Raw genomic sequence first — 14,661 nt, 5'->3', positions numbered from 1 at the left:
GACGTCAGCGCGGCAGGTGTCGCTCCAGGCCGTCGAAGAGCAGGTCGAGGGTGAACTCGAACTCGGTCTGAGAGTCGCACCATCCGAGCGTCGGATCTGCCACGTCGTGCGTCTCGGCGGCCACCATGGCCGCCAGGTGCGGCAGCCGCTCGGCCAGCGCCACCATCTCGGCCTCCGCTGCCGCCGCGTCGGCCTCCCCGCCCGCGTCCGGCCGGAACACCTCCTGCGCGAAGCCGAGCGCCAGGCTCCCGAAGGCGTGCAGCGCCCGGTGGGCGATCCGGTACGAGAAGCCGCCCTCGACGAGCGTGGCGAGGATGCCGTCGTAGTAGGCGTACACCCCGGCGGGGACGGTCGGCCGGGAGCTGAGCAGCGCCGGGGCCCACGGGTGCCGCAGCATGACCGCACGCGCGGCGAGGAAGCGCAGCCGCAGCCGGGTACGCCAGTCCCCGCCGGGCGCGTCCGCCTCGGCCCGCTCGGCGGCTGCGGTGATCTCGGCGGCGACGGCGTCCACGAGGCCGTCGAGCAGCCCGGCCTTGCCGGGTAGGTGGTGGTAGAGCGACATCGCCTCGACGCCGAGTTCGGCGGCGAGCCGGCGCATCGTGAGCGCGGCCATCCCCTCGGCGTCGACCAGGGCGATCGCGCTGGCCAGGGCGCGCTCGCGGCTCAGCGGCTCCCGAGGCTTCCTCGCTCCCATCCGGCTCCCCATCTCCCCTTGACCTTACAACGTATGGTTGGCCTTACGACGTAAGGCGACCCCCGCCACGGCACGTCGACCACCCCGAGGAGCCGCCATGCACCAGCTGATCCGTACCGCCCGGGTGACCGGGCTGTTCTACCTCGGGCTCGCCGTCACCGGCGCCCTGGGGTTCCTCACCGTCCGGCCCATGATCTTCGACGCCGACGACGCGGGCGCGACGCTCGCCAACCTGGTGGCCCACGAGTCACTGGCCCGCCTCGGCATCGCCCTCGAACTGCTCGTCGTCCTCACCCAGACGTTCACCGCCGTCTGGTTCCACCGCCTGTTCCGTACCGTCGACGGCACCGCCGCGGGCAGCATCGCCGCCTTCGGGCTGGTGAACGCCGTCGCGATCCTCGGCAGCGCCGCCGTGCTCGGGACGGCCCTGGGGGTCGCGACCGGCGGGCCGGGCGACGCCGGCACCGTCCAGCTGCTCTACCTCGTCAGCGGGAACCTGTGGGAGGTGGGCGGCCTCTTCTTCGGCCTCTGGCTGGTGCCGATGGGCTGGTGCGTGCTCCGGTCGGGCTGGATGCCCCGGCCGCTGGGCTGGGTCCTCGTCGGCGGTGGTGCCGGCTACGTGCTCATGACGTTCGCCACGTATCTCGCCCCCGGCGCCGGCATCGTCGGGGATCTGCTGGTGGTCCCGGCCACCGTGGGCGAGGTCTGGATCCTCGGCTACCTGATCATCTTCGGCGTACGCCGGCAGCCGGAGGACGCGGGCGTGCGCAGGCGGGCACTCGAAGGGACCGCAGCCTAGGCCGGGCTCGCGGCGAGGGCGACACCCCGGGCGTACCGGATGGCGGCCGGGGTGTCCGCGAACACCAGGCCCTCGCGGCGCAGCTCGTCCGCGACGCCGAGCGTGCTGAGCACCTGGTCGTGGCCCGGGGTGATGCCGGAGATCAGCACCGTGATCCCCCGGCCGCGCAGCCGGGCGATGGCGTCGCCGAGCACCTGGGCGCCCGTCGCGTCGATGGTGGAGACGCGGGACATCCGCAGGATCACCACCCGCACGTCGGCCACCTCGGCCAGCTCCAGCAGGAAGGTGTGCGCGGCGGCGAAGAACAGCGGCCCGTCCAGCCGGTACGCGACGATGTGCTCGGCGAGCAGCGCGTGCTCCTCGTCGCTGTGCTCGCCGGTGTCCAGCGGCACCTGTTCCAGCTTGGCGCTGCGGGCCACCGCGCGCAGCGCCAGGACGACCGCGACGGCGAGCCCGACGACCACTGCTGTCACCAGGTCCCAGATCACCGTGACGGCGAACGTCAGCACCAGCACCACCGCGTCGGCGCGGGTGGCCCGCATCAGCGCGAGCAGGGAGGCCGCCTCCACCATCCGTACCGTGGTGGCGAGCAGCACGCCGGCCAGGGCGGCCAGCGGGATGCGGCCGACGAGCGGGGCGGCTGCGAGCACGATCGCGGCGAGGGCGACCGCGTGGGTGAGCGCGGCGAGCTTCGAGGACGCCCCGGCACGGACGTTCACCGCGGTACGCGCGATGGCGGCGGTCGCCGGGATGCCGCCGAAGATCGGGGAGGCGAGGTTGGCCAGGCCCTGGCCGAACAGTTCCCGGTCCGGGTCGTGCCGCTCGCCGACCGTCATGCCGTCGGCCACTGTGGCGGAGAGCAGGCTCTCCAGGGCGGCGAGCGCGGCCACGGCGAGGGCGCTCGGCAGCAGTACGCCCAGCGCGCCGAGGTCCACGAAGTCCAGCGACGGCGCGGGCAGCCCCTGCGGCAGCTCACCGATCCGGGCCAGGTCGATCGGGGCCAGCTCGGCGAGCAGCGTCGCGGCGGCCACCCCGACCAGGGAGAACGGCACGGCGGGCCGCCACCGGCCGCCGAGCAGCATCAGCGCCGCCACGCCGAGCGCCACAGCGATCGCGGCGGGCCGGGGCTGCGCGGCGAACCGGGCTACCGCGTCGGCGGCCACCGCCCACACCTTCTCGCCGTGCGCGCCGGTGACGCCGAGCGCGGCCGGCACCTGTTGCAGCGCGATGACCACGGCGATGCCGGCGGTGAAGCCCTCGATCACCGGGGACGGCAGGTAGCGGACGTACCGGCCGAGGCGGGCCAGCGCGAGCGCGATCAGGATCAGCCCGGCCAGCGCGCCGACCATCAGCACGCCACCGGCGCCGAACTGCTGCACCACCGGCACCAGCACGACCGTCATGGCCCCGGTGGGACCGGAGACCTGGAGGTTGGAGCCGCCGAAGATCGCCGCGACCGCTCCGGCGACGACGGCGGTGACCAGGCCGGCCTGTGCGCCGAGCCCGGAGGTGACGCCGAAGGCGAGCGCCAGGGGCAGCGCCACCACGGCGACGGTGAGCCCGGCGAGCAGGTCGCGCCGGGGTGAGCGGCGGGCGGCAACCCAGTCGGCCCGGCCGGGCAGCAGCCCGCGGAACAGCCGGCCCGCCTGCCGTACGGCGTCACCGGCGCGAAGGGCAGCCGCGCTCACCGGTCCGTCCCGGAGGCCCGCAGCTCGTCCAGCAGCGCGTCCCGGTCGGTGAGGACCGCGCCGAGGATGCGCCGTCCGGCGGCGAGCAGGTCGGCCACGTCGGGGGTGCTGAGCGCGTACATGACCAGCGGGCCGTCCCGGTACGAGGTGACCATGCCGGCGCGGCGCAGAACGGCGAGCTGCTGGGAGAGGTTCGACGCCTCCACGTCGATGGCGGCCAGCAGGTCGCGGACCGGCAACGGCGCGTCCTGGAGCAGTTCGAGCACCCGGATGCGCACCGGGTGCCCGAGGGTGCGGAACAGCTCCGCCTTGGCCTGGTACAGCGGCACCGACATGACTCACCTCTCCGACGACTCTGAAGACTTTAGCACTTGCAGAAATCTTCAAATCGACGGAGATGCGGGTATGGTCCTTCAGACGAGGTCGTTGACGCAGCGCAGCACCGGCCGGCGGATGAGCGCGTCGGCGTCCAGCGGGCCGGGCGCGCGCACGGTGAACGTCGCGCTCTCCCCCGGCAGCAACGTCACCAGGGCCCGATCCACCTGCGCGGCCGGATCGAGGCGATCCGGGAACAGCGTCAGGTCGCGCAGCACCGTCCGGGCGGTCACCCGGACCCGCCGGGCGCCGTCGACCGGCTCGACGGTCGCGTCCCACTGCGCCGCCGGCCACCGCACGTCGCGGTCCTCGGCGAAGAACCACAGCGCGCGCTCCGCGGCGTCCCCGGCGTCCGCGACGAGCAGTTCCGCGCGGTCGTCGTCCGGCCGCGCCACCTCCGCCGGCAGCGCCAGCACGACCGAGGAGTACGCCGGGACGTCGAGGTCGACCGAGGTCTTCGCCCTCGGCTCCCCGGTGAGGGCCAGCCGGGTGACCGTGGCCGGCCCGCTCCACGCCCGATCGGTCTCGTTCACCGCCACCAGCGCCAGCCCGCCGTCGCGCGGCTGCACCGTCAGCAGCCGGTCGGCGTAGGCGCGGCGCAGCGCGTACCAGAGGGGTTTGCGGCGCCCGTCGCCGTCGATCGCCGACCAGGACGTGACCGGCCAGCAGTCGTTGAGCTGCCACACGACGGTGCCGGCGCAGACCGGCCGGTGCGAGCGGAAGTGCTCGACGCCGAGCTGGATGGCGCGGGCCTGGTTGAGCTGGGTCAGGTAGTGCCAGTCGTCGAAGTCGGCGGGCGGCGGCAGGTGGGCGTCAAGCCCGCGCTGGAGCTTGCCGTCCCCGTCCGCCGCCTTCTGGTGGTGCGCCATGCCCGGCGAGTCGTGGGCGAGCGGGTCGTCGGAGAGGGCCCGGCGCAGCGTCACGTACGCGGGCGGCGCCTGGTAGCCGAACTCGGCCACGAAGCGGGGCACGTAGTCCCGGTAGCGGGTGTAGTCGTCGGTGTTCCACACGTCCCAGATGTGCGTGGTGCCGTGCGCCGGATCGTTGGGGTGGACGTCCTCGCTGCCGGACCAGGGGCTACCCGGCCAGTACGGGACGGTCGGGTCCAGTTCGCCGACGATCTCCGGCAGCAGATCCAGGTAGTAGCCGCGTCCCCAGGTGCGCCCGGCCAGCGGTTCCTGCCAGTCCCAGTCGTGCCAGCCCCAGATGTTCTCGTTGTTGCCGGTCCAGAGCACCAGCGACGGGTGCCCGGCGAGGCGGGTCACCTGCTCCCGCGCCTCCGCCTCGACCTCGGTGCGGAACGGCTCCTCCTCCGGGTACGCCGCGCAGGCGAACAGGAAGTCCTGCTGCACCAGCAGTCCCATCTCGTCGGCCAGGTCGTAGAAGTCGTCCGACTCGTACCGGCCGCCGCCCCAGACGCGCAGCAGGTTGACGTTCGCGCCGGCCGCCTGGCCGAACCGCTCGGCGAGACGGTCGCGGGTGACCCGGTTGGGGAACGCGTCGTCGGGGATCCAGTTGACGCCCCTGACGAACACCGGCACGTCGTTGACGTGCAGCGTGAACGGGGTGCCGTGCGCGTCGGGCGTGGTGTCCAGCCGGACCGAACGGAACCCGATCCGCCGGGACTCGGCGTCCAGCTCCCGGCCGTCGGCGCCGTGCAGGGTGACGTCGAGGTCGTACCGGGGCTGGTCGCCGTACCCGATGGGCCACCACAGCGCGGGGTCCGCGACGGTGAGCGTCACGACGGCGGTCCGCTCCCCCGCCGGTACGGCGACCTCGGCGGTGACCCCGGCGACGGCGGCGCGGACGGTCAGCGGCTCGTCGCCGGCCCGCTCGACCTCGGCGTGCAACTCCACCCGGCCGACGCCGTCGGCCACCGTCACGAGCGGCCGGACCGAGGCGAGCCGGGCGGTGGACCAGGCGTGCAGGCCGATGTCGCGCCAGATGCCGGCGGTGACGAGCGTCGGTCCCCAGTCCCAGCCGAAGTTGCAGGCGGTCTTGCGGATGAAGTGGAACGGCTCCGGGTACGCGTTCGGCCGGTCACCGAGCCGGTCCCGGTGCGCCTCCGCGTACCGGTACGGGGAGTCGAAGCGTACGGCCAGGGTGTTGCCGTCCGGGCGCAGCAGCGCGCGGACGTCGAAGCGGTACGAGCGGTGCTGGTTCTCGGTGCGGCCGACCTCGACGCCGTTGAGCGTGATCGTGGCGACCGTGTCCAGTCCGGCGCAGACCAGGTCGCCCCGGTCCTCGTCACCGGGTTGCCCGGCGAACGTGGTCTCGTAGACCCAGTCGGTGCGGCCGATCCAGGTGAGGCGGTTCTCGTTGTCGTCCAGGTACGGGTCGGGGATGAGGCCGGCCGCGAGCAGGTCGGTGTGGACGCAGCCGGGCACCGACGCCGGCACCGCCGCCCCGGCGATCTCCGGTGGCACCGCCGGACCGGGCTCGGCCCGCAGCGTCCATCCCTCGTGCAGCAGCGTTCGACGGCTCACGACTTCACCGCGCCTTCCATGATTCCGCGGACGATCTGACGTCCACCGATGAACAGCATGACCAGCAGGGGGACGGTGGCGATGAACGCGCCCGCGAGCACCCGCCGGTAGATCACGTAGTTGCCGCTGGCGAGGTCGGAGACCGCCACCATCGACGTCGGGTAGTCGGTGCCGCTGAGCGTGATCAGCGGCCACTGGAAGTCGTTCCAGGTGGCCACGAACGTGAGCAGGCCGAGCACCGCCAGGGCCGGGCGGATCGCGGGCAGCACGATGGTCGCGTACACCCGCATGGTCGTGGCGCCGTCGACCCGCGCCGACTCGATCAGCTCGTCCGGGACGGTGTTCACGATGAACTGCCGCATGTAGAACACGCCGAACGCGGTGACCAGGCCGGGCGCGATGACGGCGAGCAGCGTGCCGTTCCAGCCGAGCTTGCCCATCACGATGTAGAGCGCGACGATGCCGAGCTGGTTGGGCACGGTGAGGGTGAGCACCACGAACAGCATCAGCGCGCGGCTGCCTTTGAAGCGCAGCTTGGCGAAGGCGAAGCCGGCCAGCGAGCAGAAGAACAGCACCGAGGCGGTCACCACGGCGGAGACGATGACGCTGTTGACCAGCGACGCGGCGAAGTAGACGTCCTGGAGGGAGAAGACCTCGTCGACGTTGGTGAGGAAGCGGTCGCCGGGGATCACCGCCGGCGGCAGCTTCGCCAGCGCCTCGTCGTCGCTGGTGGCGATGACGAACATCCAGTAGAGCGGGAACGCGGCGAACAACATGCTCACCGCGAGCAGCAGGTAGGTCCAGAGCCCGGCCGGGGTGTCCTGTGGCGCCCGGGCCACCACGCGTCGCGTCGTCACCGGCGGCCTCCGGAGAGTCGGTTGGTCAGCAGGTAGTTGAGGCCGGCCACGACCAGGATGATCAGGAACAGCGCCCAGGACATCGCGGCGGCGTACCCGAGGTTGAGGTCCTTCCAGCCGACCTTGTAGATGAGCTGGGCGATGGTCTGCCACTCGCCGTCCGGCCCGCCGGTCGCCGCCTGCGCGTTCGGGTCGAACAGCATCGGCTCGGTGAACAGTTGCAACCCGCCGATGGTGGACAGGATGACGGTGAACAGGACCACCGGCTGGATCATCGGGACGGTGATCCGCCAGAGCTGCTTCCACGGCCCGGCGCCGTCGATCGCGGCGGCCTCGTAGACGTCGCGCGGGATGGACTGCATGGCGGCCAGGTAGAGCAGCGCGTTGTAGCCGATCCACTTCCAGTTGACCATGGTGGCGATGGCGATCCAGGCGTGCAGCTTGTCCGCCCGCCAGTCGATCGGGTCGTCCGGGCCACCGATGCCGAGCAGGCCAAGCGCCCAGTTCGCCATGCCGAAGTCGCGGGAGAAGAAGACGCTGAACACCATCGTCGAGGCCACGATCGGTGTCACATACGGCAGCAGCACGCCCACCCGCCACCACGTCTGCGCCCGCAGCCTGCGGTTGAGCAGCGACGCGACGAGCAGCGCGAGCAGCAGTTGCGGCACGGTGGAGAGCAGGAAGATGCCGAACGTGTTGTAGAGGGCGTTCCAGAAGTCCTCGTCGGCGAACAGGCGGTTGAAGTTCTCGACACCCGCCCAGTACGGCAGCGTCGGGTCGTCCAGCCGGTAGTTGCGCAGCGACACGACCGCGTTGAACAGCAGCGGGAAAAGCCCGAACACGAGGAAGAGCAGGAAGAACGGCGCGATCATCAGGTACGGCATGTAGCGCATGTCGAAGCGGTACAGCCGGTCGCGCCAGCTCATCCGCCGGTCGCCGGCGCCGGTACGGCCGGGCTTGCGCGCGGGTGGGCGGCCGGGTGGCGCGGGCGCGGCACGGGTGCTGGACATCTGTTCACTCCAGGGCCGGGAGATCGGACGGTGACGGGGCGGACCGGGCCGCCCCGTCACCTGTGACACGTCAGGACTTGGCGGCCTTCTCGGCCTCCTTGACCGCCTCGTTCCAGGCGGCGTCGGACTTGAGCGACTTGTTCTCCACCCGCCGGATCACGTTCTCCACCGCCACCCGGGTCGGGCCGTTCTTCCGACCCAGGTACTGCGGGGTGAGACCCTGCGCCATCTTCGGGAAGATCTGGCCGACCGGGGCGTCGTTGAAGAACGGGTTCTTGAAGTCGGCGATCGCCGGGTCGGTGTAGAGCGCCGGCTGCGACGGCAGGTTCCCGACCTTCTTGAAGATCTCGATCTGCTGCTCCGGCGCGACCAGCCAGGTCAGCAGCTTGTACGCCTCGTCGACGTTCTTGCCCTGCTTCGGCAGCGTCAGGAACGAGCCGCCCCAGTTGCCGCCGCCACCCGGTACCGCGGCGATGTCCCACTTGCCCTCGGTGCCGGGCGCGGTGTCCTTGATGTGGCCGAGCATCCAGGCCGGGCAGGCGAGCACCGCGAACGCGCCGCTGGTGAAGCCCTTGTCCCAGTCGGCCTGGAAGCTGACCAGGTTGGCCGACAGCCCGGCGCCGACCGCCTTGACCGTGTAGTCGAACGCGACCTTCGGGCCCTGCCCCATCCGGAGCTGGTCCTGCTCGTCGTAGAAGCCGACCGGCTGCTGGCCGAGGATCGGGTTGAACAGGTTGGTGCCGGCGTCGATGAACTTCTTCTTGGTCTTGGCGGTGTATTGCTGGCCGACCTCGATGAACCTGTCCCAGGTGGGCCAGAGCGCTGACACCTGGTCGCGTTCGGTGGGCAGGCCGGCGGCCTTGAACAGGTCGGTGCGGTAGCACATGGCCAGGCCGCCGACGTCGGTGCCGAGGCCGATCTGCGTCTTGCCGTCCGCCGACAGCGACTGCTTCCACTTCCAGGGCAGGTACTTGCTCTCGTACGAGCCGGCGCCCTTGTCGAGGAGGTTGACGAACTTGTCGGACTGGCTGCGGAACTGGACCATGAAGCCCTCGTCGATCGCCGCGATGTCCGGCGCGCCGTTGCCGGCGACGAGCTTCTTCTGCAGGTCCTCGTGCTGGGCGTTGTACTCGCCCGAGTTGAGCTGGATCTTGACGTTCGGGTGCTCGGCCTCGTACTTGGCCTTCAGATCCTGGAGCCCGAAGTCGCCCCAGAAGTTGATTTTCAGCGTGACCTGGCCACCGGCCGAGTCCGAGCCGCCGGTGGTGCTCCTGCCGCTGCAGGCGGCGATCATGACCAGGCTGACGGCACCGACGGCGGCCACCCGCGCCAGGTGCGTCCAGGACCGTCTCATCTCATCCTCCGCGCCGAATGGGAACGCTCCCGAATATCGAGAGACGTTGACTGAACCGGATAAGTGACGCCACCGTACGGTTCCCATTCATCACTGTCAACGGTCGGTTACCGATGTGCCGGTCCGGTAACCTCGCCGCCGGTCACGACCGAGATCCGGGGCGCTGGTGACGATCGTCGGCGGGTCGGCGATCTAAGCTGAACCGCACAAGCGACTGCCACCGGATGCCGTCGACCGGCGCCGCCGGCGGCACCCGGACCCGGCACCGCGTGCAGTAGCGTCACCAGACGCCGGTGATCCGGCGACCGGAAGCGCCCGCGAGGGCCGGACACAGTGGAGGAACGCTTCGGTGAAGCGGCCGACCATCGCCGACGTCGCCCGGCGCGCCGGGGTCTCCAAGGGCGCGGTGTCGTACGCGCTCAACGGCCAGCCCGGTGTCTCCGAGGCGACCCGGCAGCGGATCCTCGCCATCGCCGCCGAGATCGGGTTCCGTCCGAGCAGCGCTGCCCGCGCGTTGTCCGGCGCCACCGCCAAGGCGGTCGGGCTGGCGCTGTGCCGCCCCGCCCGGATACTCGGCATCGAGCCGTTCTTCATGGAGCTGATCAGCGGCGTCGAGGCCGAGCTGTCGGCCCGCTCGTACGCGCTCACGCTCCAGGTGGTCAGCGACCAGGAGGCCGAGATCGCCGTCTACCGGCGGTGGTGGGCCGAACGCCGGGTGGACGGCGTGCTCGTCTGCGACCTGCGTACCGACGACCGGCGCGTGCCGGCGCTGGAGGAACTGCAACTGCCGGCGGTGGTGATCGGCGGGCCCGGGCACACCGGCGGCCTGGCGAGCGTCTGGGCCGACGACGCGGCGGCCCTCGTCGAGACGGTGGAGTACCTGGTCGCGCTCGGCCACCGGCGCATCGCCCGGGTCGGCGGGCTGCCCTCGCTGCTGCACACCGAGATCCGCACCGAAGCGTTCACCGGGGTGTGCCGGCGGCTCGGGCTGGACGAGGCGACCACCGTCTGGTCCGACTACACCGGCGAGGAGGGCGCGCGGGCCACCCGGCGGCTGCTCAGCTCCGCCGGCCGCCCCACCGCGGTGATCTACGACAACGACGTGATGGCGATCGCCGGGCTCTCGGTGGCCCAGGAGATGGGCCTCACCGTGCCGGGCGACCTGTCCATCGTGGCCTGGGACGACTCTCCGCTCTGCCGGCTGGTGCACCCGCCGCTCACCGCGCTGGGCCGGGACATCCCGGCGTACGGCGCGCACGCCGCCCGCCAGCTCCTGGCCGTCATCGCGGGCGAGCCGGCCGCCGTCGTGCAGGACGAGACGGCGCACCTCACGCCGCGCGGCAGCACCGCCCCACCTCGTACGACGGCTCGCTGAACCGGTTCAGCTCACCGGGCCGTGGACGGGTACTCCTCGAACCACGCCTCGACCCGCTCGGCGGTCGCCGGGCGGGCCAGCGCGAAGCCCTGGCCGTACCGGCAGCCGGACCGGCGCGCGCCCGCTACCTGGACCTCCGACTCCAGCTCCTCGACCACCAGCTCCACGCCGAGCCGGTCGGCCAGGTTCGCCACCACGTCGATCAGCGGACGCTGCCCGTCCCCGCCTGGGCCGACCAGGTGCGGGCCCACCTTGAGCAGGTCGATCGGCAGCCGGCGGAGCTGCGCGAGCGAGGCGTGCTCGGCCCGGAAGTCGTCGAGTGCGATCCGCACGCCGATCGACCGCAGACCTGCCAGCCGGGCCACCACTGTGGACAGCTCCGCGCCCACCACCGGCTCGGCCACCTCCACCACCAGCCGTTCCGGCACCACGTCGTACGCGGCCAGCGCGGTAGCGGTACGCGCCACGAAGTCCGGCGCGGCCAGCTCGCGCGGTGTCACGTTGACCGCCATCCACAGCTCGCGGCCGCCCTCCGACCACGCGGCGAGCTGCCGGCAGGCCCGGTCCAGCACCCACCGCCCGATCTCGCCGGTCAGGTCGAGGTCGGCCGCCACCGGCAGCAGCTCGGCCGGGAGCACGGTGCCCAGCGCCGGGCTGCGCCAGCGCAGCAGCGCCTCCGTACCCACAGGCATCCGGTCGGCGAGCGCCACCACCGGCTGGTAGACCAGGTCCAGCTCACCGCGCGCCACCGCGCCGGGCAGCTCCCGCTCCAGATCCAGGCGGCGGACCAGCTGCTCCTCCAGGTAGGCGTCGTACCACTCGACCCGGTCCCGGCCGAGCTGCACCGCCCGGCGGCGGGCCAGGTCCGCCTGCCGCAGCACGTCCTCCGGATCGCCGCCGCTGGTCTCGGCCAGCCCGACGCTCACCCTCAACCGGGCGAGACCTCCGGGCCGGGGGTACGGCTCGGCCAGCGCCGCCAGCAGCCGCAGACCGAGCGCGTACGCGAGCACCGGCCCTCGATCGGTGAGGACCGCGTACTCGGTGTCGCCGAGCCGGGCGACCAGATCCTGCGTCTCGGCGCCCGCTCGCAACCGGCGTGCGGCCTCGGTGAGCATGGGCCCTTCCGGCACCGCGCCACCCGTACCGTGCAGGTCGACGACGAGCAGCGCGCCGCCACTGCGTTCCGCCATCGCCCGGACCAGTTCGGCGCGCGTCAGCGGCACGGGTTCGGCCGCCCGGGAGTCCGGTCCGAGCCGCCGCCGCAACCACGCCTCGCGCGCCGCGAGCCGTTGCACCCGGCGCCGTTGGTCGGCGGCGGCGAGCAGCTCACCCACCATGATCGGCGGAATGACGGCCAGGCCCAGGGCCATCGCGGCGGTGCTGAACTCCCCCGCCGTCATCAGGTGGACCCCGGCGGCCAGCGCGGCGATCCCGGCCGGCGCGGTGAGGCGCGGCCACGCGGCAGGCGCCACGTCCCGGCCCGGTCGTTCACCCCCGGAGGTACGCCGGGCGCCGGCGGCGGTGAGCAGCGCCCCCGCCACCAGCGGCGCCGCGACGAGCGGCAGCGCCCGGTCCGGCGCGCCGTAGGCCAGCAGCACCACGAGGAGCGTCAGCCCGCCGAGCGTCAGCGCCGCCCCGGCGTGGCAGCGAGCGGCGCCCGGCCGGCGGCGACGTTCGGCGACGGCCGCCACCGCGAGCACGGCGAGCACCACCGCACCACCAGCCGCGACGACCCCGGCGACGGCCGGGACCGGGCCGCCCGGCAGCAGCATCCAGCCCGCGAAGACCAGGCTGACGCCGAGTGCGAGCACGTCGACGGTACGGCGCACCAGCTCCGGGCCGGACAGCCGCGAGCGGCCGGGCAGGCGCAGCAGGGCCGTCACGTGCAGCGCACCGGTGAGGCACAACCCGGCCAGCGCGACCGGCAGCCGGTGGGCGGCGTCGCTCAGCGGCAGCACCGCGACGGTGAGCCCGGCGACCAGGACGGCGCTGTCGAGGATGGCGGCGACCCGACGGGACAGGGCAGCGCGTCGCGCCCGCCGCCCGGTCGTCGTTGCGCCGTGCGCCAGGGCGGTGTCAGTGGTCTCGCCCGCGTGGCACCGGAACGTGACCACCTGCTGCGGTCCGGGCTGCTGCGGTCCGGGTCCGGCCAGCCAGGCGAGCCGGACGCAGGCGAGGGCGAAGCCGCCGGCGACGGCGAGTGCGGCCGCGGCGGGGCCGGGCAGGACACCGGCGACACCGGCGAGGAGGAAGGCCGCGCCGGTGAGCGACACGGCGACATCGGGCAGGACTGATCGCCGGCGGGGAGCGGCGGGAGGGGGGACGGGCACGGCGGTCGCCTTCGTGAGGGGGCACGGGGGCGGTGCGGTTGCGGTACGCGGTACGACGTGCGGGGTCGGGGCGGGGCGGGACGCATCGGCGGGGACCGCTGCGGCCATGCCTAGAAACGATCCCGGAAGCGTCCGGTGACGTCACCGCACCAGTGACGTCCGTCACATCAATAGACGTCGCCGCGACGGATCCCGTTCAAGATCGACGCCGCTGCGTGTCCCGGCACGAGATCTTGGCACCGAACCGCCCCGGGAAGGGCGGAGCCGTACCAAGATCTCGGGGCGGTCGGGTGGGGTGGGGACGCCCGCGGGGTGGGGTGAGCTGGCCGGATGGGATCATCGGGGGGTGAGCCGCGCCGATACCGTCCGTTTCCGTCACAACCAGGCCATCCTGGTCGCCGCGATCGTCGCCTTCATCGGCGCGCTGCCCCTGGCCTCCGCCCGCTGGTGGCTGCTGTGGGTGCTGCTCGTACCGCTCGCCGTCGCGGTCTGGGCGTGGCGGGCCGGCACCGACGCCGACGTCCGGGAGCTGCGGCTGCGGGCGCTCGTCGGGCAGCGCCGGGTGCCGTGGAACCGGGTAGCCGAACTCGCCGGTGATTCCCGCGGCCGGGCGATGGCCCGGCTCGACGACGGCGAGGTGGTGATGCTGCCGGCGGTACGCGCCACCGAACTGCCCCGGCTGATCGCCGTCACCGGGCAGGAACTACCGGACGCCGACGGCGATCAGTAGCCGTCGACCACCCGGTTCGTCAGCTCCTCCCCTGCCACATACCGGCGCAACTGCTCGCCCACCAGGCGGTACGCGCGGGGCAGCAGCCCACGTACCGAGCCGGCGACGTGCGGGGTGAGCAGCACGTTCGGCAGCTCCCACAGGGGATGCTCGGCGGGCAGCGGCTCCGGGTCGGTGACGTCCATCGCCGCGCGCAGGCGGCCCGAGGTCAGCTCGGCCACCAGCGCCGAGGTACGGGCAACCGGACCCCGGGCGGCGTTGACGAGCAGCGCGCCGTCCGGCATCGCGGCGAGGAAACGCTCGTCGACCATGCCCCGGGTCTGCTCGGTCAGCGGTACCAGGAGCACCACCACGTCCGCCTCCGGCAGCAGCGCGGGCAGCTCGTCCACCCCGTGCACGCCCTGGTCGGGGCGCGGCGTACGGGCCACGAGCGTGAAGCTCACCTCGAACGGGGCGAGCCGGTCGCGGACCGCGGTGCCGATCGAGCCGGCGCCGACGATGAGCACCCGCTTGCCGGCCAGCTCGTCGGTGGGCGCCACCTCGTCGTACGCCCACTCGCGCCGCGCCTGCGCCCGGGCCAGCGGCGCGAATCCGCGCAACGAGGCGAGGATCGCGGCGACCACCCATTCGGCGGTGGGCGAGTCGTGCACGCCCCGGGCGTCGCAGAGCGTCACGCCGTCGGGCATCCGTCCCACCCAGGCGTCCGCTCCGGCGGAGAGCAGTTGCACCACCTCGACGTCGGGCAGCTCGGCGAGGAGCGCGCCGGCGTCCGGACCGGACAGGAACGGCGGCACCCAGAACCGCACCCCGGACGGGGACGACGGGAGCCGGTGCGGGTCGTCCAGCACCTCCACGGTGACGCCGGGCGGTGGCTCGCCGAGCAGCCGGCGGCCTTCGGGGTGCGGGATCCATACCTTCACGACCGCCGACGATATCGGCCCCGGACCGGCCGGCGCGGCGTGA

Annotated in this window: 12 protein-coding genes; 3 read left to right on the top strand and 9 right to left on the bottom strand. The window is 73.0% G+C overall.

What is annotated here, in order from left to right:
• Window positions 1–4: 4 nt before the first annotated feature.
• Window positions 5–706, bottom strand: coding sequence for a TetR/AcrR family transcriptional regulator C-terminal domain-containing protein (locus CLT75_RS31340; protein WP_135243689.1), 702 nt, complete (start codon window positions 704–706; stop codon window positions 5–7).
• An 85-nt stretch (window positions 707–791) separates the two neighbouring features.
• On the opposite strand from CLT75_RS31340, the gene CLT75_RS31335 reads away from it, so the two are divergent.
• Window positions 792–1,493, top strand: a complete 702-nt coding sequence (locus CLT75_RS31335) for a DUF4386 domain-containing protein (RefSeq protein ID WP_135243688.1) — start codon at window positions 792–794, stop codon at window positions 1,491–1,493.
• Here the strand turns inward: CLT75_RS31335 and CLT75_RS31330 are convergent.
• The 6 genes from CLT75_RS31330 to CLT75_RS31305 form a co-directional block, all read right to left on the bottom strand.
• Window positions 1,490–3,181: a SulP family inorganic anion transporter gene (locus tag CLT75_RS31330; RefSeq protein ID WP_135243687.1), complete on the bottom strand. Its 1,692-nt coding sequence runs from the start codon at window positions 3,179–3,181 to the stop codon at window positions 1,490–1,492. The genes CLT75_RS31335 and CLT75_RS31330 overlap by 4 nt on opposite strands.
• Window positions 3,178–3,516 (bottom strand): metalloregulator ArsR/SmtB family transcription factor, encoded by a 339-nt coding sequence (locus tag CLT75_RS31325; protein ID WP_135243686.1) that lies wholly within the window; start codon window positions 3,514–3,516, stop codon window positions 3,178–3,180. Before CLT75_RS31325 ends, CLT75_RS31330 begins: the two co-directional genes overlap by 4 nt.
• Before the next feature lie 78 nt (window positions 3,517–3,594).
• The gene (locus CLT75_RS31320) at window positions 3,595–6,042 is read right to left on the bottom strand and encodes a glycosyl hydrolase 2 galactose-binding domain-containing protein (protein ID WP_135243685.1); all 2,448 of its coding nucleotides are present in this window, start codon (window positions 6,040–6,042) and stop codon (window positions 3,595–3,597) included.
• Window positions 6,039–6,899 (bottom strand): carbohydrate ABC transporter permease, encoded by an 861-nt coding sequence (locus tag CLT75_RS31315; protein ID WP_135243684.1) that lies wholly within the window; start codon window positions 6,897–6,899, stop codon window positions 6,039–6,041. The genes CLT75_RS31320 and CLT75_RS31315 overlap by 4 nt, the downstream gene beginning before the upstream one ends.
• Window positions 6,896–7,909 carry a carbohydrate ABC transporter permease gene (locus CLT75_RS31310; protein WP_135243683.1) on the bottom strand — a complete coding sequence of 338 codons (1,014 nt, stop codon included), beginning with the start codon at window positions 7,907–7,909 and terminating at the stop codon, window positions 6,896–6,898. Before CLT75_RS31310 ends, CLT75_RS31315 begins: the two co-directional genes overlap by 4 nt.
• 70 nt (window positions 7,910–7,979) lie before the next feature.
• Complete coding sequence (locus tag CLT75_RS31305; protein ID WP_135243682.1) at window positions 7,980–9,263, bottom strand: extracellular solute-binding protein; 1,284 nt, start codon at window positions 9,261–9,263, stop codon at window positions 7,980–7,982.
• Window positions 9,264–9,612: 349 nt separating this feature from the next.
• On the opposite strand from CLT75_RS31305, the gene CLT75_RS31300 reads away from it, so the two are divergent.
• The gene (locus CLT75_RS31300) at window positions 9,613–10,638 is read left to right on the top strand and encodes a LacI family DNA-binding transcriptional regulator (protein WP_135243681.1); all 1,026 of its coding nucleotides are present in this window, start codon (window positions 9,613–9,615) and stop codon (window positions 10,636–10,638) included.
• Between the two features lie 11 nt (window positions 10,639–10,649).
• Here CLT75_RS31300 and CLT75_RS31295 read toward each other — a convergent pair whose 3' ends face one another.
• On the bottom strand, window positions 10,650–12,911 hold the full coding sequence (locus CLT75_RS31295) for a bifunctional diguanylate cyclase/phosphodiesterase (protein ID WP_135244200.1): 2,262 nt from the start codon (window positions 12,909–12,911) through the stop codon (window positions 10,650–10,652).
• 403 nt (window positions 12,912–13,314) lie between these two features.
• Here CLT75_RS31295 and CLT75_RS31290 point away from each other — a divergent pair, with 403 nt between their 5' ends.
• Window positions 13,315–13,698 carry a PH domain-containing protein gene (locus tag CLT75_RS31290; protein WP_167796989.1) on the top strand — a complete coding sequence of 128 codons (384 nt, stop codon included), beginning with the start codon at window positions 13,315–13,317 and terminating at the stop codon, window positions 13,696–13,698.
• Here the strand turns inward: CLT75_RS31290 and CLT75_RS31285 are convergent.
• The gene (locus CLT75_RS31285) at window positions 13,692–14,618 is read right to left on the bottom strand and encodes a 2-hydroxyacid dehydrogenase (protein ID WP_135243679.1); all 927 of its coding nucleotides are present in this window, start codon (window positions 14,616–14,618) and stop codon (window positions 13,692–13,694) included. The genes CLT75_RS31290 and CLT75_RS31285 overlap by 7 nt on opposite strands.
• Window positions 14,619–14,661 lie beyond the last annotated feature (43 nt).

The organism is Micromonospora sp. CNZ285, assembly GCF_004637285.1.
This window is presented reverse-complemented; position numbering and strand designations above follow the sequence as displayed.

Excerpts from the sequence above, each read along its gene's own strand:
- CLT75_RS31340 (WP_135243689.1), bottom strand. The coding sequence starts at position 706 with ATGGGGAGCCGGATGGGAGCGAGGAAGCCTCGGGAGCCGCTGAGCCGC.
- CLT75_RS31335 (WP_135243688.1), top strand. The coding sequence starts at position 792 with ATGCACCAGCTGATCCGTACCGCCCGGGTGACCGGGCTGTTCTACCTC.
- CLT75_RS31325 (WP_135243686.1), bottom strand. The coding sequence starts at position 3,516 with ATGTCGGTGCCGCTGTACCAGGCCAAGGCGGAGCTGTTCCGCACCCTC.
- CLT75_RS31310 (WP_135243683.1), bottom strand. The coding sequence starts at position 7,909 with ATGTCCAGCACCCGTGCCGCGCCCGCGCCACCCGGCCGCCCACCCGCG.
- CLT75_RS31305 (WP_135243682.1), bottom strand. The coding sequence starts at position 9,263 with ATGAGACGGTCCTGGACGCACCTGGCGCGGGTGGCCGCCGTCGGTGCC.